Here is a 21,721-nt window from a genome sequence, read left to right on the forward strand (position 1 = left end):
GTTTCATATTCTTATATTAAGATAGAAGATTATGTCTGACTATATATGACTATACTTTAATAGTTTGGATTATATACTATTTTTTACTTACAGCGGTTTTCACCAAGTGGAAGTATGCACAATTCTTTAATAATAGGGCTTTTTACCCATCACCCAACGCAGTCGCCGCGACCAAAGCGCAGCGGCTGCGTCGGCTTTGCCTTGTTATGGAGCGAGGTTTCCCACCAATGTAGCTAGAACATTAAAGTGTGAGGGATTGAGGATTGCCTTCAATTAACTTCGCCAAGTCTTGCATGAAAGCGGCTGCTTGTGCGCCGTAGATAACGCGATGATCGCAGGTGATATTGAGGCTCATCTGATTTTTAACGCCAAACATGCCATCCGAGGTTGCGACAACCTGGGGACGAGAAGCTCCAATTGCCAGAATTGCCCCTTGTCCGGGAGGAAGAATCGCATCAAAGCGATCGACTCCAAACATCCCTAAATTAGAAATAGTGATAGTACCGCTATTGTACTCTTCTGGCTGGAGTTGTTTGGCTCTGGCTCGGTCTACCAAATCTTTCCAGGTTCGAGAGAGGGTGTAAATATCCAGTTGGTCGGCGTTTTGCAAGACGGGGGTAATGAGTCCGCCATCGGGCATTGCCACTGCTACGGCAATATTAATGGCTGCGTGATACTGAATTCCCTGTTCGGTATAGCTAGCGTTGACAATGGGATGTTTCTGCAAAGTAATGGCAACCGCTTTTGCTAACAATGCCGTCATCGTCACGCCTTTAGATTTTATCTGTTGATACAGTTTATCCAACCCTTCGGTCGTAACGGTGTAGCCTACGTGGAACGTAGGAGCCTGCAAGCTGGCAACCATATTTTGTGCCACTGCCTTTTGTAGGGTTGTCAATGGTACGGTTTCGCCAACGGGAGCGGCTACTTGAGGCTGGGGTGTAACGGAGGGGGTTGTCGGTTGAACGGCTGGCGTTGGTGCAATTGTCGGAGATGGCATCTTTCCAGCGGCTCTTTCCACATCTTCAGCGACGATTCTGCCATGGGGACCGCTACCCTGTAGGGTTTTTAGGTCAACTCCCAATTCTTTTGCCAGCTTTTTCGCTCTAGGAGAAACAACGGTGCGTCCATTGCTGCGGTTAGTGGGGACGGCAGCGACGGGCATCTCACTTTCTACAAAAGCTGGTTCGGGTGTTGTTGGTGCGGCAGCGGGTGTGGGGGCTGGAGTACCTAAGCGAGAAGCTGCTTGCTGCTTGGCTTGCTCGATTTCTGCTTCGGTTTCTGCAATTAGAGCAATAGGTTCGCCGACAGCAGCTTCTTGTCCGGCTTCGACTAGGATAGCAGCTAAATAGCCTTCATTGAACGATTCAACGTCCATGTCAGCTTTGTCCGACTCGACCACTAATACCGTTTCGCCTTTTTCAATTTTATCGCCTGGAGATTTGAGCCAAGAGACGATCTTTCCTTCGGTCATGGTGGAACTGAGGGCAGGCATGAAAATATCGTGAATCATGGAGCGGTTTTCCCAATTAACGAGTAACGGACGACAAATACTAATGCCAGATAGCATTCTATCAAAATTTCTTTCCTAGCATTCGATCGCTTCCAAAAACTCATTTAAAATCTATAAAGTGGGCAATACTTGCTGAAATCTCTTCAAATAAAAAGATTTCTATAGTAAGGCGATTCCAGATTGATTTTTACTGCCTTTATTGGGTGATGAAGATAACTCGCAAAAAATTTCGCGATCGCTGGGAAGATTTCTAAACGCGAGCAATTATAGGGTTAACAATCAGCTTTTGTTTGGGAATATGACGCATTTTCATTATGATGGGCGATCGGACGCGCCATCAACCCTAGAAGAAGAACTGAAGGAAGAAGATTATTTTGACTACCACTACGACGAACCGGGTAGCGAACCGGGAACTCTAAGTATAGAGCCAGATGCCAACCCATCGAGAATAATTTTAATTGACTACGATGCCAAACACGCGATTCGCAGAGTCGATCTAATGCCCAAGGCTCTAATCCCTTATTTGGGAACGAATACGGTTTCCTGGATGGACGTTCAAGGGTTGGGCAGCGAACGGGTACTCAAGCAAGTTGGCGAGATTCTGAAATTACATCCCCTACTGCTTGAAGATGTGGTAAACGTTCCGCAACGCCCAAAAGTAGAAGATTACAACCAACAGTTGCTGATTATCGCTCATATGGTGCGCCCTAGACCCGATGAAGATGGCTTCGAGGCGGAACAAGTGAGCTTTGTCTTGGGCAAAAATTACTTACTCACCATTCAGGAAGAAGAATTAGAAGATTGCTTCGATCCGGTACGCGACCGCATTCGCACCCATCAGGGAAGAGTCAGAGAATCTGGTGCGGATTATTTGACTTATCTGCTGTTGGACGTGCTAATCGATGGCTATTTTCCCGTTTTAGAAGATTACGGCGAGCGCATTGAGGAATTAGAAGATAAAATTTTGCGATCGCCTACTCAAAACACCCTAGAGGAAATCTATTCGGTACGGCGAGAATTACTCGCACTGCGCCGACTGATTTGGCCGTTAAGGGATGTGATGAATATTTTAATTCGCTCTAGCAATAAGCTCGTTAGCGCAGACGTACAAATCTATCTGCGCGACTGTTACGACCACGTTATTCAACTTCTAGATATTACTGAAACCTATCGAGAGCTTGCCTCAAGCTTAATGGAAATTTATCTGTCTTCTATGAGCAATAAAATGAACGAAGTGATGAAGTTCTTGACGGTAATTTCGACAATTTTTATTCCCTTAACTTTTATTGCTGGCGTTTATGGGATGAATTTTAAATATATGCCAGAACTCGAATGGAGGTGGGGCTATTGGCTATGTTTGTTTTTGATGGTTGCGATCGCATGCGGTTTAATTTATTTCTTCTGGCGACGAGGTTGGTTTAGAAATTTTTATTCTACTAAGAACTAATTCGTGCAAACTAAAGCGATCGCTCTAGCTATAAAGCTTTTTAAATAACTAATTTATATCATTTTTGGCTGAGGAATTGATGGAATTTTTCATGATGGCGATCGCGAAGCGAAACATGACTAAGTGCATTCTCTACTTTTGGGACAACCTGTTAACACTTTTGGGATAGACCTAGCAGTATTAGAAAAACCTGAGAAGCAATGCAGTCTATTAGTCCAGTCGGCTAATACCAATTTTCAGGTTTTCGCGATCGACATCTTTTTCCCCTCTCCCAGTTTGGGAGAGGGGTAGGGGGTGAGGGCGATCGACTATCTCTGTCATTAATGAATGAAAAATGGTATAAGCTTTGTTCAAAACGCTCTGCAAATGCACAAAAAAGCTATTTTGAGAAGATAAACGCTAAAATTTAAGTGTATCTACGCAAAGAGCAATTCTTCAACAAATAAAACCTATCAGAATTCCGTACTTCTCCCTTGGATTCTTAAGAGATTTTGATGGTTTGATAGAGTCATCAACAGATAAATTAGGCAATAACTAAACCAATATGAAGCTTTACATGGCTGGTGCTTTTTTAGTATTTGTAATTTTACTACATGCTTTTATCAAAGACAATACTACTCCAAAAACCCACATTGGCTCTTGGATAACGATCGTAGTCGCTACGGCTATTTGGCCCATCGTTCTTCCCTCAATCGTTCGCAAGAAACTTTCTCAAGTGTTTTTGAAAACAGATTCTTTGACGGAAAAAGAGTTGCAGTTGGAGCGAGAGATAAATTAGGCATAGCACTTACCTAGTTCATCGCTGCGTTTTGCTTGAATTTAGCTAAGCAGAGCTGTTTTCCGCTGGCGAGGAATGTTTCAAATTCAGATGCTTTTAAGGGATGACTGTATAAATAACCTTGAATTTCCTCGCAACCATGTTGGTATAAGAAAGTTAATTCTGCCTCGTTTTCTACTCCCTCGGCAACGACTTTGAGATTGAGAGAGCGAGCCATTTGCACGATCGCTTTGACAATTGCGGCGTTAGTCGCATCTTCGGTCAAATTGTGAATAAAGGAGCGATCGATTTTTAAAGTATCGAAGGGGAATTGTCGCAGATAACTCAGAGAAGAATAGCCCGTCCCAAAATCGTCAATAGCTATTTTTACCCCCAGCATCTCGATCGCGTGTAAATTCTGGCTGGCTTCTGGGAGATTGTGGACTAGAATGCTTTCGGTTAGCTCCAATTCTAGGTATTTCCCATCTAGTCCGGTTTCCCACAAAATCTGCTCGATGTTTTCAGAAAAATACGATGACGAATCTGTTGTAGCTTAAATAGGCAATTTTGTCTCGTTCGCCAATACAGCATCTTAAGCGATCGGCAGTAGTTTTTAACAGTAAATTGCCAACGCGATATCCTAGAGTTGCCTTGATTTTCGTGAGTCGATCCAAGCACAGACAAAGGATGGGGAGCGATCGTTCGTTCTCGGTTTCGATAGAGTTGAAGCTTTTGGCGCACCACCCAGAATCAATGTTTTGACTGAGGATACATTGAGATACCAGACATCGCGATCGCGATACAACGTTTTCAAAATGCCTGCTACCAATCCCTTGGAGAGGGGAAAACGAGAGTGTGGGAAGATTGGTTCCTACTCTTCCCTCTCTCTTCATCTGTAGTATAAGAGTTAACTATAGTCACTTTTTAGAAGTTTTGAGAGAACTTAAGATCGAGAATATACAACCTAGAAAAATAATACTTTTAAGCTGTTTTAATATCGCTTACGATCGAGTTATTCCTCTATCTTTGGTAATAAACTCAGCTGCTAAAAAGAATGAAGTCTCGAGTTAATTTATCTTGTTTTGCTAATAAAATACAATGGTTAATTATGTCTATGGTAAGATTCGATAGATGAGAGAAATAGATTATTTTTTAGATAGCTCAAATAAAGTTAGCTGTGCTTAGAAAACTGCTAGGTAATTTTGTCTAAGTCGATTAAATTGAATTTTTTCAACCTTCAATCGAAACTCTGACTCCTAGTAATAAAAGTCGGGTGCAACATTTAAACCAAACCTTAAGACGCAGTTTGGCAAGAGCATCAATAGAAAGGAAAACATTATGATTCAACGTGGTTCTAGAGTACGAATTCTTCGGGAAGAATCCTATTGGTTCAGAGATGAAGGAGTAGTTGTTTCCATCGATAAAAGTGGAATTCTGTATCCAGTTATCGTGCGTTTTGATAAAGTTAGCTACTCAGGCATTAACACCAATAACTTCGCGATGAACGAGCTAGAAGAAGTTTCTGATGGGAAAGAAGGCAACAGAGCAACTTACGCTGCTTCTGGCGGCAAGCAAACGCCAGTCACGCCGATGGAACGTAAGACCGGACAGGGCGATATCGCTGTAGGTGTCAGATCTGGTGCAGAACCGGAGTCAGCTGGTTCGGAAAATCCCAAAAAAGAAGGCGATCCCAATCAGGGAACAGAAGTTCGTTAGTATTAGTTAGCTTGGGAGCAGCAATTAAGTTTTATTCATTAGCTAACAGTTTCATTTCAAAAGATTGGTGCGGGAAATTTTAGCGAGTTATGTTTTCTCGATCGCTCGTCCGCGCCAAATCTAATTTTTATTTAACTAAACGAATAAACTTCTTCTTGCCAACTTGCAAAACCTTTCCGTTCAGTTGTTCGGGACTATCGAAAGTAAGATCGACATCGCTAACGCGATCGCCATCGAGTCTGACCGCACCTCCCTGAATTTGTTTTCTTCCTTCCGAACTGCTAGAACACAACCCGCTAGCACCGAGCAGATAAAATAATTTCGCAGGAAACTTAACCCCACTCAGAGAATATTCTGGTACGGATTGAGCTGATGCAGTGCTTTTCTTCATCACGATCTCTTCTGCGGTTTTTTGTGCCGCGATCGCAGCTTCTCGTCCGTGGAACTGAGATACAATCTCTAACGCCAATAATTTTTGGCGATCGCGCGGATTTTCTGGCAGTCTATCTAAAGGCAGATTAGTTAGCAGCTCAAAATAGTCTTTCACAAGATCGTCGGGTGTTTTTTCTAACTTCGAGTACATCGAGAGCGCATCTTCTCTCAGTCCCACATAATTATTGAGAGACTTGGACATTTTCTGCACGCCATCCGTCCCCAGCAAAATCGGCAATAGCATACCAAATTGGGGTTTTTTGCCAAAATGCCGCTGCAAGTCTCGCCCGACTGCAATATTAAACTTCTGATCGGTGCCTCCTAACTCAATATCTGCATCGACCATCACCGAATCGTATCCTTGCATTAAAGGATAGAGAAACTCGTGCAAGTAAATGGGATTTTCCTGCTCAAAACGTTCGGCAAATCCCTCCTTTGCCAACATTTGTCCGACTGTCATAGTAGCTAGCAATTCTTGAATTTGCTTAAGATCTAGCTTGCTCAACCACTCGGAGTTATAGTGAATTTCCAAACGCCCCGGCGTAGCAAAATCTAAAACGGGACGCAACTGATCTAAATAATCTTTGGCATTTTCCCTAACTTGCTCTAAAGTGAGCTGGCGGCGGACTTCTGATTTTCCGGTCGGATCGCCAATTTGAGCGGTAAAATCGCCGATGATGACGACAGCGGTATGCCCTGCATCCTGAAACGCTCGCAGCTTGCGAAAGGGAATGCTGTGCCCTAAATGAATCTCACTTCCAGTCGGATCGATTCCTAGTTTGACTCGTAAAGGACGATTGATTTTAGCTAATAAAAGCGCCAGATTTTCATTGGGATCGTCAGAATCCGAGCGATCGGGAAAAATTTCGCTTATTCCTCGATAAAGCCAATCAAGGTTTTGAGGTAGATTTGAAACAGCCATGGGGAATCGTTCGTCTAGAAATTTAAATTGGATGGGCTTGAAGGAGCTAGCTCGAATCCTTATCGTCAGACTATTATATGCGGTAGCCTTGCCGTCTTCGAGAGAGAATTGTCAACAGCAACCAAAAAATGAGGTAATAATATAAGAAATCATTTCGGATCGTAAGTCCTATAAAAATTTATGTAATTTACTATATCGATTTCTAACCAACCAATTTAAGGAGTGTTGTTTTTTTATCGTTAATACATTGATAACAGAATCAGTATTTTTTGGAGTTAGGAAGTACAAACACCGTGTCGTCTAGCACTATTGGGCAAAAAGAAAAACGGAAGCGATCGCTTCCTCTCAGTTTTCTCGTAAAATCAAACGTAGCACGGGCAGCAGGGGCAACCATTCTCGGCACCACCATGTTAGCAAGTGTCGTGGTGGCTGGGGCAATGGTCGGTCTGGCTATTAGTTTTCGCAACCTTCCAGATGTCAGGCTGCTGCGAACTTATGTGCCGACAGAGACATCATACATCTACGATGTAAAAGGAAAACTTTTGAGCAGTCTCCATGGAGAAGCCCACCGTCGCCTCGTCAGACTAAACCAGGTTTCTCCCGACCTCAAACGCGCCGTACTGGCGATAGAAGACAGCCACTTTTACCATCACTACGGCATTAACCCGACCAGCATCGGTCGCGCTTTATTAGTTAACTTTAAGAGCGGTGGCGTCGAAGAGGGAGCATCTACCCTCACCATGCAGTTGGTAAAAAATATTTTCCTCTCGCACGAACGAACCTATAGCCGCAAGCTAGCTGAAGCGGTTTTAGCCATTCGCGTCGAGCAAATTTTTAGCAAAGATCAAATCTTAGAGATGTACCTCAATAACATCTATTGGGGTCACAACAATTACGGCGCTCAAACGGCTGCTGAGAGCTATTTTAATAAACCAGCTTCTCAGTTGACGTTGGCAGAGTCGGCAATGATGGCAGGACTCATTCAAGCGCCGGAAGTCTATAGTCCTCTGAGAAACTACAAAGCGGCTAAAGAGCGCCAAGCGCTGGTGTTGGCTCGGATGCGAGATTTAGGCTGGATTACTGCCGAGCAAGAAAAAGCAGCACTCAACCAAAAGCTTGCGATTGGCAAGCAAACCGCATGGCAGGGAAGCAAACTTCCTTTTGTCACCGATGCCGTTATCCAAGAGTTAAATCGACGCTTTGGACCCGAAACCGTCCTTAAAGGCGGCATGCGCGTCCAGACAACGATTGACTACGATATGCAGAAAAAGGCAGAAGCAACCGTACAGCGAGCTTATCGAACTCTTCGAGGTCGTGGTCTAGCCGCTAAAAACTTGCAAATTGCTTTAGTTGCAGTCGATCCTCGAACTCATTTTGTTAAAGCCTTAGTAGGCGGCGTTGACTATAGCAAAAGTCAGTTAAATCGCGCTACCCAATCTCGCCGTCAGCCCGGATCCGCTTTCAAGCCATTCGTTTATTATACGGCTTTTGCTAGTGGCAGATATACCCCTGATTCCATAGTCAACGATGCTCCAATTAGTATCCGAGACGGTAGCATTTTCTACAGACCGAAAAACTATGGAGGAAAGTATTCCGGTTCGATGAGTCTTCGGACGGCATTGACTCAATCGACCAACATACCAGCCGTGATTCTCGGTCAAAGAGTAGGTGTAGATAAAGTGGTTGAAGTCTGCCGTCGCCTGGGATTCAAAAGCCCTCTACTAGCGGTTCCCTCCTTACCGTTGGGTTCGGTTGACGTAACGCCCCTAGAAATGGCAGGAGCTTATGCTACTTTTGCAAGTAACGGCTGGTATTCCGATCCGACGGTTATCGTTCGCGTGACGGACAGTCAAGGTAACGTCATGCTAGATAATACTCCTAAACCTAAGTTGGTTTTAGATCCTTGGGCAACTGCTTCCCTTACTTCTGTCTTGCAAGGGGTAATTGCTAGCGGTACGGCCAGATCTGCCGCTATCGGTCGTCCGGCGGCTGGGAAAACAGGAACGACTGACTCGGAGCGAAATGTTTGGTTTGTGGGTTATGTCCCTCAGTTGTCTACAGCCGTTTGGATTGGAGATGATACTAACCGCACTCTAGGTAAGGGAATTACCGGGGGTCATTATGCTGCTCCTATTTGGCGCGACTTTATGATTCAGGCGCTCAAAAACGAACCCGTTCTGTATTTTCCCTCTGCTGCTAAGTTTCCTCGCCCTTCAAGCAAGTAAAAGCGATCGCGCATTCGGATTTTATGGGAGTACTGCTAATCAACCTCAAGAAAAAACTCCGCGACTCTGCGTGAGATAGGAACCATATATTTTTAAATTCTATTGTGTTAGGTTTTATTAATTTAAACAAACCTGCCCGATTGACCTCACACGATTGCGTTGCTAAAATACGACGATTTTTAAAGCAAAAAAAAGTAGGACACGGAGGAACCCTCGATCCGGCTGCAACGGGAGTCTTGCCGATTGCCGTTGGAAAAGCCACTCGGCTATTGTCATTTTTACCGGAGAAGAAAGCTTATCAAGCCAGAATTCGGCTAGGAATGCGGACGAATACTGACGATTTAGAAGGGGAAGTCATTGAGACTCAACCGGCATCTTACATTACTTTAGACCAAATTCAACCGCTTTTGTCACAATTTATCGGCAAAATCGAGCAGATGCCTCCAGCCTTTAGCGCCATTCAACGCGAAGGAAAACGACTGTACGAATTAGCAAGAAAGGGAGAAAACGTGGAAGTTCCCGTGCGAACGGTTGAAGTAGATAAAATAGAGGTTTTGGGCTGGTATCCAGGAGTATTTCCCGAATTGGAAGTTGCGATCGCCTGTGGTGCGGGGACTTATATTCGCGCGATCGCTCGCGATTTGGGAACGGCTCTCAACGTCGGCGGCACTTTAGCCGCTTTAATTCGTACCGAAAGTTGCGGCATGAAACTGTCGGACAGTTTAACCTTAGAACAAATAGAAATGCAATTGCAAGAGGGAACTTTTTCGCTCATCCCACCCGCGATCGCGCTCCGACATCTTTCAGAAATTATCTTATCAACAAGCGACGCTCAGCGTTGGTGTCAGGGACAAAAGATTTCAATTGACAATTGGCAATTGGCAATTGGCAATTCAGTCCGAGTTAATGATGAAGGCGGACAATGTTTAGGGATTGGCGAGTTAATAATTATTGAGAGCGATCGCTTACTCATTCCTAAGATAGTTATAGGGAATTCAGAGAAAACGTAAAATCTAGCTGCGGTGGATTACGTTCGCGTCAACACAAATATGGTAGAGTCAGCATTCGGTCAGATTCGCGATCGAGTTGACAAAAGCCATGGATTATGGGTCGATTATTATTCGGGTACTGGAGCAAGTTTTGGACGAATTTTTTTTGGAGAGATGGAGAGTTAGACTTTGGGCGTAGAACTTCGCAGTTACGTTTATCTAGACAGTTTGCAACCTCAACACGCCGCCTACATCGGAACTGTAGCAGTAGGATTTTTGCCATTACCAGGAGATACTTCCCTATGGATTGAAGTGTCGCCAGGAATTGAAATCAATCGCATTACTGATATTGCTCTCAAATCGGCTGTCGTTCGTCCTGGAGTGTTGTTTGTAGAAAGACTTTACGGACTATTGGAAATTCATTCTAGCAGTCAAGGCGAAACGCGAGCCGCAGGAAAGGCAATTTTACAGGCATTAGGGGTTCGCCAGCAGGATTGCATGAAACCGCAGGTTGTCTCCAATCAAATCATTCGCAATATTGATGCCTATCAAGCACAACTCATTAACCGCAACCGACGCGGACAAATGCTTTTAGCAGGACAAACCTTATACGTGCTAGAAGTTCAACCCGCCGCTTACGCAGCGCTAGCAGCCAATCAAGCAGAAAAAGCCGCTTTAATTAACATCTTACAGGTTAGTGCTATTGGCAGTTTTGGACGGCTTTATTTAGGCGGAGAGGAAAGAGATATTCTTGCTGCTTCGAGAGCAGTTTTAGCAGCAATGGAAAACGTACCGGGTCGCGATCTTTCTACGTTTGGAAAACCAGAGTAAATCTAAAGGCAGGGGAGACAAGGGGAGATGAAAAAACAAAGAACAAAGGACTAATGACTAATGACCAATGACCAATGACAATCCTTGAGCTAAAACAAGTCAGTCTCGCTGCATCAATGGGTTCTCGCTACTTGTTGCAGGATATTTCTTTTACCGTATCAAAAGGCGATCGCATAGCCATCCTCGGCGCCTCCGGTGCGGGAAAAACCTCGCTTTTGCGCCTGCTCAATCGATTGCAAGAACCAACCCATGGTTCCATCTATTTAAACAATCGACCCATTAACCAAATTCCAGCGATACAACTTCGCCAGCAAGTCGTTCTCGTTCTCCAGGAATCAAAGTTACTGGGAATGAAAGTTTGGGAAGCTTTAGCTTATCCTTTAGTTTTACAGAAGTTACCCAAGTCGGAAATCCAACAACGGATCGAAACTTGGCGAACGAAATTGCACATTCGAGAAAATTGGTTAGAACGCAATGAACTGCAACTTTCGTTAGGACAGCGGCAATTGGTCGCTATTGCCCGTGCTTTAGTAATGCAGCCCAAAATCTTATTACTCGACGAACCGACTTCGGCTTTAGATGCGGGGAGTGCCAATAATCTGATCGAAGCATTAATTGAATTAGCCGATACCGCTCAAACCGCCATTGTAATGGTCAATCATCAACTAGAATTGGCTCAAAAGTTTGCTCGTCGGGTTTTGTACTTGCAACAGGGACAGTTGCTAGAAGATATAAAGAGCGATCGCGTAGATTGGACACAATTACGAGAAAATTTACTTCAATTAGAAGCGCAGAAAGCAAGCGACAAGGAATTTGAGCAATTTTAGCCACCTATTTGAGTTTTGACGCGCAAAAACCCCTGTGCTAACTTCCGAGTCCAAACCGATAAAGATAATCTTGACACTTAGAGCGATCGCGACTAGATCCTATAAAGGGAATATTCCACTTTTAGAGTGGGAAGAGGAGAAAACAGAGGAGAAAACTTGGAAACAAAGCCATTAGCGATTATTCATGGCGATTCCTTACCAGAAGGATTTAATAGCGCGATCGCCTTACCAGAGATTCTACAACGAGCCGCCAGAGAAACGACAGGAATCACTTATCTCCAATCCGACGAAACCGAAGTTTTTCAGTCCTACGCCGAGTTACTCGAACGCGCTACCTGCATTCTTAGTGGTTTGAGAGCGTTAGGGTTGAAGCCTAAAGACTTCGTAATCCTACAACTTTCTCGCCAGCAAGACTTTCTAGCAACTTTCTGGGGATGTCTGTTGGGCGGTTTTGTCCCCGTTCCGATTGCAGTTGCTCCTAGCTATACACCCGATAATAGCAAAGCCAATCTAGTCTACCAGGCTTGGCATTTGTGCGATTGCGCCCTTGTAGTCAGCCATCGACAATTAATCCCTGCCATTCGTTCTTTTTCTGAAAAGTTGCAGATCGTCGCCGTGGAAGAACTACAAAGCTACAAGCCAGATAATAATTGGCATACAGGCGATCCCGACGAGCTAGCCCTGCTGTTACTAACTTCTGGCAGTACGGGGACGCCCAAAGGAGTCATGCTCAGCGATCGCAATTTGCTGGCGAGTGCTTTTGGGATGGCAAAGGTCAATCGTCTTTCCCAAAAAGATATTACCTTGAATTGGATGCCTTTGGAACACGTGGCTAGCCTGGTCATGTTCCATATTACGGAAGTTTATTTAGGCTGCCAGCAAATCCACGTCCCGAACGAGTTAGTATTACAGAATCCCTTAAAATGGCTAGATTTTTGCGATCGCTATCGAGTGACGGCAACCTGGGCACCGAATTTTGCCTATGGTTTGGTCAACGAGCGAGTAGAAGCCATTAGCGAACCATGTTGGGATCTCTCTTGTCTGCGCTGGATAGGCAATGGGGCAGAAGCCGTCGTCGGCAAAACGACTCGACGTTTTCTGGAGTTGCTAGCGCCTTACGGGTTAGCCAGTACCGCCGTTAGTCCCGGCTATGGGATGTCGGAAACCTCCTCTGGAATCGTCCATTCCCATCGATTTTCCCTTGAGTCAACCACAGATGACGATCCGTTTGTAGAGGTGGGATCTCCCATTCCAGGCGTATCCCTGCGGATCGTCGATTCTGAAAATCGGGTCGTTGAAGAAGGTACGATAGGATTACTTCAGATCAAAGGACTGACGGTTACTTCAGGGTATTACAAAAGCCAGGAACGCGATCGCGAGATCTTTACAGAGGATGGCTGGTTTAATACAGGCGACCTCGGCTTTGTGCGAGAGGGACGCTTGACGATTACGGGTCGCCAGAAAGAAGTCATCATTATTAATGGGGTTAATTACTACAACCATGAAATCGAAGCCGTCGTCGAAGCAATCGACGGAGTGGAAGTCTCCTATACTGCTGCCTGTGCCGTTCGCAGGATTGGAGATACAACCGATAAAGTAGCCATTTTCTTCAATCCATCTAATTTTCTAGAAACGTCTCTACATTCCCTCATCAAAAAAATTCGCAAGACACTGGTAAGTAAGATTGGCGTATATCCAGATTACCTGATACCAGTAGAACGAGAGATGATTCCTAAAACTGCGATTGGAAAGATTCAACGAAAGCAGTTAAGTCAACGTTTTGAAGCTGGCGAATTCGACTCGATCCTTCAACAAATTAATGCTTTGCTGGAGAGTCGAGAAACAAGCGAACTACCGCGAAGCGACCTAGAACGTCAAATTGCCGAGATCTGGCAAAAAGTATTAGGGATTGAACGAGTCAGCCTGCACGATAATTTCTTTGAACTGGGTGGCAATTCCTTGCTGCTGATGCAAGTGTTGGCTAAATTGCAGGAACGCTTGGGACGACAACTATCAGCCGTAGAACTATTTCAATATCCGGCGATCGCAACTTTAGCCCAATATTTAAGTCAGGAAAAAACCGAAATCAACGCTGCCCAACAGGGACAGCAGAGGGCACAACATCGGCACAAATCTCAAAATACAGATATTGCCGTCATTGGGATGTCTTGTCGCTTCCCTGGAGCCAAAAATGTTGATGAATTCTGGCAAAATTTATGTGATGGAGTGGAGTCAATTTCCTTTTTTACCGATGAAGAAATTCTCGCCTCTGGAATTGACCCTCAACTTCTAAATAATCCTAATTACGTCAAAGCCAGTCCGATTCTGGAGGATATCGAACTATTTGATGCAGAATTTTTTGGCTACAGCCCCAAAGAAGCCGAACTAATAGATCCGCAACAGCGCCTTCTGCTCGAATGTGCTTGGGAAAGTTTGGAGAATGCGGGTTACAATCCTCTGACTTATCAAGGTTCGATCGCGCTTTATGCTGGTGCTTCTGCCAACACTTATTTACTCAATAACGTTTATCCAAACCGCCACCAAATTGATGAAAATGACAATCTACAAGTCGTCAATTTGGGTTCGATGGCTGGCTTTCAAATGACGGTAGCTAATGACAAAGATTATTTGACCACGCGGGTTTCTTACAAACTCAATCTTACCGGAGCCAGCGTCAACGTCCAAACCGCTTGTTCGACTTCTCTAGTGGCGATTCATATGGCGTGCCAAAGCTTACTCGCTGGCGAGTGCGATATGGCTTTAGCAGGCGGCGTTTCCGTTCACGTTCCCCAAAAGGTCGGCTATTTGTATCGGGATGGGACGATTCTTTCTCCAGACGGGCATTGTCGGGCGTTTGATGCTGACGCTCAAGGGACGCTTTTTGGTAGCGGTGCGGGAATCGTCGTTCTCAAACCTCTTGAAGATGCGATTCGCGATCGCGATCGCATTTATGCTGTCATTAAAGGGTCAGCTATTAACAACGATGGTGGCACGAAAGTAGGCTATCTCGCTCCCAATAGCGACGGACAGGCAAAAGCGATTGCTGAAGCGATCGCAATCTCTGGCATCGATGCAGAAACGATTAGCTACATAGAAGCTCATGGTACAGGAACAATTCTAGGCGATCCGATCGAAATTGCCGCATTAACCCAAGCATTTCGCACCAATACCCAGAAAAAAGGCTTCTGTGCCATCGGTTCGGTTAAAACCAATGTCGGGCATCTTAATATTGCCTCTGGCGTGACGGGTTTTATTAAAACCGTTTTGTCGCTTTATCATAAAAAACTGCCAGCTAGCCTGCATTTTGAGCAACCCAATCCGCAAATTGATTTCGTCAATAGTCCTTTTTACGTCAATACAACGCTAAAAGAATGGAAAACGGCAGGTTTTCCACGCCGCGCCGGGGTTAATTCATTGGGGATTGGTGGAACGAACGCTCATGTCATTTTAGAAGAATTTCGCGCAGAGACCATCCCCCCTGCCCCCCTTATTAAGGGGGGAGGACGCAGAGAAAAGAAGGTTGATCTTCCTAGTCATCTTCTTACGCTGTCTGCGAGAAGTGAGAAGGCGCTACAAGAGCTAGTAGAGCGTTATAAAGCTTTTTTAGAGTCGAATCCAGAAGTATACCTATCCGATCTTTGTTTTACTGCTAATACAGGGCGATCGCATTTTGAGCATCGTCTTTGCATAGTAACCGAATCTGTCGAGCAGTTGCGTCAACAACTACAGGCATATTTGATTGGAAAGGAAATTTCTGGACTGGTAAGCGGACAAGCATTAAGCAGTCAGCGTCCTAAGCTAGCATTTTTATTTACAGGTCAAGGTTCGCAATACGTCGGAATGGGACGAGAACTATATCAAACTCAACCTACCTTCCGCGCCGCCTTAGATAAATGCGCCGAAATTGTGCAACCTTATCTAGAAAAGCCACTACTTGAAGTTTTATACCCTAAAGAAGCAGGAGAAAATTTCTACCCCCCAACCCCCCAATCCCCCTTCTCAAGGCGAGGGAGGATTCTAAAATCCCCAATCGATGAAACAGCCTACACCCAACCCGCCCTATTTGCCATTGAATATGCCCTCTACCAACTCTGGCAGTCGTGGGGCATCTCTCCAACTGCCGTTATCGGTCATAGCGTCGGCGAATACGCCGCTGCTTGCGTGGCAGGAGTTTTTAGTCTAGAAGATGGACTCAAACTGATCGCCGCCAGAGGTCGCTTGATGCAGCAATTGCCACAAGATGGGGCAATGGTAGCCGTTTTTGCCAGCGAGGCAAGAGTTAGTGCTGCTATTGCCCCCTACCCAGAACAAATCGCCATAGCAGCCATTAACGGCATAGAAAACATCGTTATATCTGGCAAGCGTAAAGCGATAGAGACTGTCGTTGCTAGCTTGGAAAACGAGGGAATCCAGACGAAACCCCTCAACGTCTCCCATGCCTTCCATTCTCCTTTGATGGAGCCAATCCTAGCAGAATTTGAAACAGTCGCTCACCAGATTACTTATTCTCCTCCAAGGATAGAATTAATCTCCAACCTGACTGGAGAGGCTATCGGCGAAGAAATCGCCACGCCACAATATTGGTGCCGCCATATCCGGCAACCGGTTAGATTTGCTCAAAGTATAGAAACGCTGCATCGGCTAGGATATCAAACCTTTGTAGAAATTGGAGCTAACCCCACCCTTTTAGGCATGGCACGCACGGTTTTAGAAAATTCAAAATCCGCCGTTCTCCCGGAAGCGGTTCCGGGAACTTGCGGCGGCTTCGCCAAAATCCACAATCCAAAATCCTATCTGTGGCTGCCCAGCCTGCGTCCGGGAGATTCCAACTGGCAACAATTGCTTGAGAGTTTGGCTCAATTGTGTGTGCGGGGAGTAAGCGTCGATTGGTTTGGTTTCGAGCGCGATTATTCCCATTACCGCATAGCACTACCAACCTATCCCTTCCAACGAAAACGCTACTGGCTTGAAGCTAATCCAAAAATAATCCAAAATCCGATCCCTCCTACCTCCCTTTTTAAGGGGGAATCTAAAATCCAAAATCAGTATCATCCCCTGCTTGGGCGAAGATTGCGATCGCCGCTAAAAGAGATTATATTCGAGTCGCAGCTAGCGCCAGATAAGCCTGCCTTTCTTAAAGATCATCGCATTTTCCAACAGGTCATCTTGCCTGGGACTGCTTATTTAGAAATGGCATTGGCTGCTGGGATAGCAGGGTTGAAGTCTACCAAATTAGTGCTTGAGAATGTAACGATACAGCAAGCACTGATGCTGCCAGAGGAAGAATGCCAAACCGTTCAGTTAATTCTAAGTCAGGAAGACACAGGGACTTCCTTCGAGATCTATAGTTTAATATCTGAAGATGAGGAATCTTGGAAACTGCACTGTTCTGGAAGAATTGTTGTCAGAGAAGAAAATACGGAACCACAACAGATCGATTTAGCTCGATTGCGAGGTCAATTTGCTAGCGAACTCTCAGTAAATACTCACTATGACAGGTGTCGAGAGCTAGCGATCGATTATGGTGAAAGTTTCCAAGCGATCGCGCGATTATGGAAACAAGACGGAGAAGCATTAGGCTGGATTCGCATACCAGAAACATTAGCCTCAGAAGTTTCTATTTATCAGTTCCATCCAGTACTACTCGATGCCTGCTTCCAGGTTATCTTTGCCGCTCTCCCAGAAGCGCTAAAATCCGAAACCTATTTACCAGTAGGATTAGAACGTCTATCTCTCTATCGCCATCCCGGACAAACTCTGTGGAGTCACGTTTGCTTGCGTCCATTAAATAGCGCCAATCCAGAGACTATAATAGCTGACTTACGCTTGTTTGATGACATCGGAAATCTAGTGGCTCAAATCGATGGACTGTCCTCAAAACGAGCCAGCCGCGAAGCACTATTAGGTATTACAGAAAAGTCTTGGCACGATTGGTTATATCAAATAGAATGGCGTTCTCAGCAACGAGACAGGGAGATGGGAAGATGGGGAGACGAGGAGAGCAGAAGTTGGCTAATTTTTGCGGATAAAGGAGGATTAGCCAAGCAACTAGCCGAGCTTTTGGAAGCTAAACAACATGCATGTACTCTTGTTTTTCCAGGAGAAGAGTACAAACAACAGTCGTCAGAACAATTTCAAATCGACCCCAACAATCCAGACGAATTTCAGCGATTTTTGAACGCGATCGCACAAAATCAACCTTCTCTGTACGGCATAATTTATTTATGGAGTCTAGATGCACTAGACATTCAGTTTCTGACAAAATCTGGCTTAGAAATAGATGTAAGGCGAGGATGCGCTGGTGTCTTGCATTTAATCCAAGCCCTGGTCAAAAGAAGGGATAAGGGAACAACGAGACAAGAAGAACTCCCCCCATCTCCCTATCCCCCCGTCTCACCCTCCTCGACGAAGCCCAATAATGCTCCTCGCCTATGGTTGGTGACTAAAGGCGCTCAGCCAGTCAAAACCGACGGCGATCTATCTACATCTGGAATCGCTCAGTCTTGCCTGTGGGGTATGGGAAAAGTCATTGCCCTCGAACACCCAGAATTGAATTGCGTGCGAATCGATCTAGATCCGAAATCGACGGAAAATGAAATACAAACTTTGTTTGACGAAATTTGGTCGCCAGATGCAGAAGACCAAATCGCCTTTCGAGATGGAAACCGTTATGTAGCTAGGTTAGTTCGCAACCATCTTAACAAGCAGTCCGAAAACCAAGCGATCGCGCCTATTGAAAATTCAATCCCCGTTCGATTAGAAATAGAAAATCGAGGAGTACTGGATAATTTGCACTGGCAACCAACAACTCGTCGGCAACCTAGCGTCGGCGAGATTGAAATTCAAGTACGCGCTACGGGACTTAATTTTAGAGATGTGTTGAATGCTCTGAGATTGTATCCTGGAGATGCCGGACTTTTGGGACTCGAATGTGTTGGCGAGGTAGTGGCTATCGGGCAAGGCGTGCGAGATTTCCAGATAGGAGATGCAGTAGTCGCGATCGCGTCTGGTAGCTTTAGTCAGTACGTCACGGTTAACGCTGCTCTTGCGGTACATAAGCCAGAAAATCTCAGCTTCGAGGAAGCCGTAACGATTCCAGGTGCGTTTTCAACGGCTTACTACAGCTTACATCACCTCGCCAAAATTTCGGCAGGCGATCGCATTTTGATTCATGCGGCGGCGGGAGGAGTCGGTTTAGCCACCATCCAACTCGCCCAGCAAGCGGGTGCTGAGGTATTTGCAACTGCTTCTCCCAGCAAGTGGGACTTTCTCCAGTCTCTGGGAGTGAAACATATCATGAACTCTCGGACGCTAGATTTTGCCGAAAAAGTAATGTCTATTACTCAAGGCGAGGGAGTAGACATTGTTCTCAATTCTCTGGCAGGAGAATTTATTCCTAAAAGCCTATCGGTTTTAAGTGCCAGAGGTCGCTTTATAGAAATCGGCAAAAATGACGTATGGGATGCCAAGCAAGTCGCTCGATTAAAACCCGATATTTCTTATTTCCTTGTCGATCTAGTCCAGGTAACGCAACAACAACCAGACCTGATTCAATCGATACTGTGTCAATTGATGCAGCAATTTCAAGCAGGCAATCTCAAGCCTTTATTATATAAAGTATTTTCACGCGATCGCGTTGTCGATGCTTTCCGCTATATGCAGCAGGCAAAGCATATTGGGAAAATTGTCGTTTCTCAAAATTCAGAATTCAGAAATGATAGTGCCTATTTAATTACTGGCGGGTTGAGTGGAATAGGATTACAAGTTGCTCGCTGGATGGTCGATCGAGGCGCGAGAAACTTGGTTTTAGTGGGACGTAGCGGTGCTTCCCAAGCAGCACGAAAAACAATTAGCCAACTGGAGAAAGCAGGCGCTAGGGTTGATGTAGTGCAAGCAGACGTATCTAATACAGAAGATGTGGCTCGAATTTTCTCCTCTTCTCTTCCCTTACGAGGGATTATTCATGCGGCTGGAATTCTCGATGATGGCGTGTTGGTACAGCAAAGTTGGGAGCGTTTTCAACAGGTTATGGCACCCAAAGTACAAGGTGCTTGGAATCTGCATTTAGCAACTCAAAATTATCCGCTGGATTTCTTTGTTATGTTTTCTTCTGCTGCTTCTGTTGTTGGTTGTGCGGGGCAAGCCAACTATTGTGCCGCTAATGCATTTTTAGATGCCCTAGCCCATTATCGCCGATCGCTGGGGCTTCCTGGATTGAGTATTAACTGGGGAAGTTGGTCGAGTGTAGGAATGGCTGCCCGGTTAGCAGAGCGCGATCGCGATCGACTCGCACAACAAGGAATCACTGCAATTCAGCCAGAACAAGGCTTACAAATCCTAGAAGAATTACTCGCTTGCGATATTACTCAGATTAGCGTATTGCCGATAGATTGGTCGGCGTTTCTCAAACAACTTCCTAATGATGAGGCATTTTCATTTTTTAAAGAAGTTATGTCTGCCTCTGAGGAGAAAATACAGCAGCGATCCAAGTTTCTGCAACAATTAGAAGCAGCGACGACGAGCGATCGTAATGGTCTTTTAATCGATTGTATCCGCTCTCATATCGCAAGAATCCTTGGAATCGAGCCACCAGAGTCTATAGACATCGATCGAGGACTTACCGAATTGGGGATGGATTCCCTCTCATCTGTAGAACTCAGAAATAAACTGCAAACGAGTTTGCAATGTACTTTGCCTTCTACCTTAATTTTTGATTATCCAACCATAGCCGCGATCGCTGATTATTTAGACAAAACAATCCTTTCCCCAACCTCTAGTAAAGTAGAGAGAGAAACTAGAGGCGAAGATCGCAATTCAGCCATAGCAGAAATCCAACGGCTTTCTGAAGAAGAAGCTGAGGCAATGTTATTCGACGAGCTGAAAAATTTAACCGAGCAACAATGGCTTTGGAATCCCAGAGAATGAGTAATTTTCGGAACTTTTACTAAGTTGTGTCCAAAAATGTCATCGTCGCGATAACGAAGGCTCTCGGATCTTCGCTATCGCTCAGAATGACAGCTATTATCTTTGAGTGCAACTTGGTATTCTACCAATTTTCAGGTTTTCGCGATCGACATTCTTCTCTCCTCTCCCAAATTGGGAGAGGGATTGGGGGTGAGGGCAATCGACCATCTGTGTCATTAATGAATGAAAAATGGTATTATCTGGGGCGATCGCGCCGAGATGAGACGATAGACTTATAGATGGAATCAGGAAAAAGTCGTGGTAACTATTCACTGTAAAAATCGTGAATTTTCTGATATTAAAGCGATTTTGTTCGATAAAGATGGCACGCTAGAAGATTCGCAATCTTTCTTACGAGAGCTAGCATATAAGCGGGCACGCCTGATAGACGCTCAGATTCCGGGAATTAGCGATCCCTTACTGATGGCGTTTGGCATACAAAACAATACCCTCGATCCGACGGGATTAATGGCAGTAGGCAGTCGCCAAGAAAACGAAATTGCAGCGGCAGCATATATTGCAGAGACGGGGCGCAGTTGGTTTGAATCGCTAGCGATCGCGCGTAATGCTTTTACCGAAGCAGACAAGTATCTCCCAGACAGATCGCAGACTTCTCCTCTATTTGCTGGCAGCCTAGAAGTCTTAAAATTCCTCTCAGAAGCCGGGTTAAAGCTGGGTATCCTATCGGCTGACTCTATGGCAGGCATACAATCGTTTGTCACTCGCCATCACTTATCAAGCTATATCCAGCTGATGATGGGTGCCGATTGTGGACTGAGTAAGCCCGATCCGGCTTTGCTTATGAAAGCTTGTCATGCCTTGGGAGTCGAACCGAACGCAACCTTGATGGTGGGGGATTCTCAGGGAGATATCGAGATGGCAAAAGCAGCCGGGGCAGCAGGCGCGATCGGCATTTGCTGGGGAAACCCCGAAGCCGCTCATTTAGAAACGGCAGATGTAGCGATCGCGCGACTCGATGACATCACAATAATTCGTAATTCGTAATTATTTGGTCATTACATTAGTCATTGGGAATTAGTTAGTGGTTATACCAATTTTCAGGTTTTCGCGATCGACATTCTTCTCCCCTCTCCCAAA

At 45.2% G+C, this 21,721-nt stretch carries 14 protein-coding genes; 10 read left to right on the forward strand and 4 right to left on the reverse strand.

Annotated elements, in window-relative coordinates:
* Window positions 1-241: 241 nt before the first annotated feature.
* Complete coding sequence (locus NIES593_RS09440; protein ID WP_073599464.1) at window positions 242-1,513, reverse strand: dihydrolipoamide acetyltransferase family protein; 1,272 nt, start codon at window positions 1,511-1,513, stop codon at window positions 242-244.
* A gap of 298 nt (window positions 1,514-1,811) precedes the next feature.
* Between NIES593_RS09440 and corA the strand changes: the two genes are divergently transcribed.
* Window positions 1,812-2,960, forward strand: a complete 1,149-nt coding sequence (corA, locus tag NIES593_RS09445) for a magnesium/cobalt transporter CorA (RefSeq protein WP_073599343.1) — start codon at window positions 1,812-1,814, stop codon at window positions 2,958-2,960.
* Between the two features lie 544 nt (window positions 2,961-3,504).
* On the forward strand, window positions 3,505-3,738 hold the full coding sequence (locus NIES593_RS09450; RefSeq protein ID WP_139253664.1) for a hypothetical protein: 234 nt from the start codon (window positions 3,505-3,507) through the stop codon (window positions 3,736-3,738).
* A gap of 13 nt (window positions 3,739-3,751) precedes the next feature.
* Here NIES593_RS09450 and NIES593_RS09455 read toward each other — a convergent pair whose 3' ends face one another.
* Window positions 3,752-4,222, reverse strand: coding sequence for an EAL domain-containing protein (locus NIES593_RS09455; protein WP_073599345.1), 471 nt, complete (start codon window positions 4,220-4,222; stop codon window positions 3,752-3,754).
* 16 nt (window positions 4,223-4,238) lie between these two features.
* Window positions 4,239-4,610 carry a diguanylate cyclase domain-containing protein gene (locus NIES593_RS24840; RefSeq protein WP_073599346.1) on the reverse strand — a complete coding sequence of 124 codons (372 nt, stop codon included), beginning with the start codon at window positions 4,608-4,610 and terminating at the stop codon, window positions 4,239-4,241.
* 445 nt (window positions 4,611-5,055) lie between these two features.
* Here NIES593_RS24840 and NIES593_RS09465 point away from each other — a divergent pair, with 445 nt between their 5' ends.
* Window positions 5,056-5,433, forward strand: a complete 378-nt coding sequence (locus NIES593_RS09465) for a photosystem I reaction center subunit IV (protein ID WP_073599347.1) — start codon at window positions 5,056-5,058, stop codon at window positions 5,431-5,433.
* 127 nt (window positions 5,434-5,560) lie between these two features.
* On the opposite strand, the gene tyrS is transcribed toward NIES593_RS09465, so the two are convergent.
* Window positions 5,561-6,787: a tyrosine--tRNA ligase gene (gene tyrS / locus NIES593_RS09470; protein WP_073599348.1), complete on the reverse strand. Its 1,227-nt coding sequence runs from the start codon at window positions 6,785-6,787 to the stop codon at window positions 5,561-5,563.
* 293 nt (window positions 6,788-7,080) lie between these two features.
* Between tyrS and NIES593_RS09475 the strand changes: the two genes are divergently transcribed.
* The 7 genes from NIES593_RS09475 to NIES593_RS09500 all read left to right on the forward strand — a co-directional run bounded on the left by NIES593_RS09475 (window position 7,081) and on the right by NIES593_RS09500 (window position 21,628).
* Window positions 7,081-9,012, forward strand: coding sequence for a transglycosylase domain-containing protein (locus NIES593_RS09475; RefSeq protein WP_073599349.1), 1,932 nt, complete (start codon window positions 7,081-7,083; stop codon window positions 9,010-9,012).
* Window positions 9,013-9,116: 104 nt separating this feature from the next.
* Window positions 9,117-10,022 (forward strand): tRNA pseudouridine(55) synthase TruB, encoded by a 906-nt coding sequence (gene truB, locus NIES593_RS09480; RefSeq protein ID WP_073599350.1) that lies wholly within the window; start codon window positions 9,117-9,119, stop codon window positions 10,020-10,022.
* A gap of 12 nt (window positions 10,023-10,034) precedes the next feature.
* On the forward strand, window positions 10,035-10,187 hold the full coding sequence (locus NIES593_RS24550) for a hypothetical protein (RefSeq protein ID WP_217651860.1): 153 nt from the start codon (window positions 10,035-10,037) through the stop codon (window positions 10,185-10,187).
* A 3-nt stretch (window positions 10,188-10,190) separates the two neighbouring features.
* The gene (ccmP, locus tag NIES593_RS09485; RefSeq protein ID WP_073599351.1) at window positions 10,191-10,832 is read left to right on the forward strand and encodes a beta-carboxysome protein CcmP; all 642 of its coding nucleotides are present in this window, start codon (window positions 10,191-10,193) and stop codon (window positions 10,830-10,832) included.
* A gap of 74 nt (window positions 10,833-10,906) precedes the next feature.
* Window positions 10,907-11,659: an ABC transporter ATP-binding protein gene (locus NIES593_RS09490; protein WP_073599352.1), complete on the forward strand. Its 753-nt coding sequence runs from the start codon at window positions 10,907-10,909 to the stop codon at window positions 11,657-11,659.
* Between the two features lie 156 nt (window positions 11,660-11,815).
* Complete coding sequence (locus NIES593_RS09495) at window positions 11,816-20,584, forward strand: type I polyketide synthase (protein WP_073599465.1); 8,769 nt, start codon at window positions 11,816-11,818, stop codon at window positions 20,582-20,584.
* 297 nt (window positions 20,585-20,881) lie between these two features.
* On the forward strand, window positions 20,882-21,628 hold the full coding sequence (locus tag NIES593_RS09500; protein ID WP_073599353.1) for an HAD family hydrolase: 747 nt from the start codon (window positions 20,882-20,884) through the stop codon (window positions 21,626-21,628).
* Window positions 21,629-21,721 lie beyond the last annotated feature (93 nt).

The sequence above is a fragment of the Hydrococcus rivularis NIES-593 genome (assembly GCF_001904635.1).
Lineage (GTDB): Bacteria > Cyanobacteriota > Cyanobacteriia > Cyanobacteriales > Microcystaceae > Hydrococcus > Hydrococcus rivularis.

Coding starts and splice junctions, on each gene's coding strand:
- corA (WP_073599343.1), top strand. CDS start 1,812: ATGACGCATTTTCATTATGATGGGCGATCGGACGCGCCATCAACCCTA.
- NIES593_RS09440 (WP_073599464.1), bottom strand. CDS start 1,513: ATGATTCACGATATTTTCATGCCTGCCCTCAGTTCCACCATGACCGAA.
- NIES593_RS09450 (WP_139253664.1), top strand. CDS start 3,505: ATGAAGCTTTACATGGCTGGTGCTTTTTTAGTATTTGTAATTTTACTA.
- NIES593_RS09490 (WP_073599352.1), top strand. CDS start 10,907: ATGACAATCCTTGAGCTAAAACAAGTCAGTCTCGCTGCATCAATGGGT.
- NIES593_RS24840 (WP_073599346.1), bottom strand. CDS start 4,610: ATGAAGAGAGAGGGAAGAGTAGGAACCAATCTTCCCACACTCTCGTTT.
- tyrS (WP_073599348.1), bottom strand. CDS start 6,787: ATGGCTGTTTCAAATCTACCTCAAAACCTTGATTGGCTTTATCGAGGA.
- NIES593_RS09465 (WP_073599347.1), top strand. CDS start 5,056: ATGATTCAACGTGGTTCTAGAGTACGAATTCTTCGGGAAGAATCCTAT.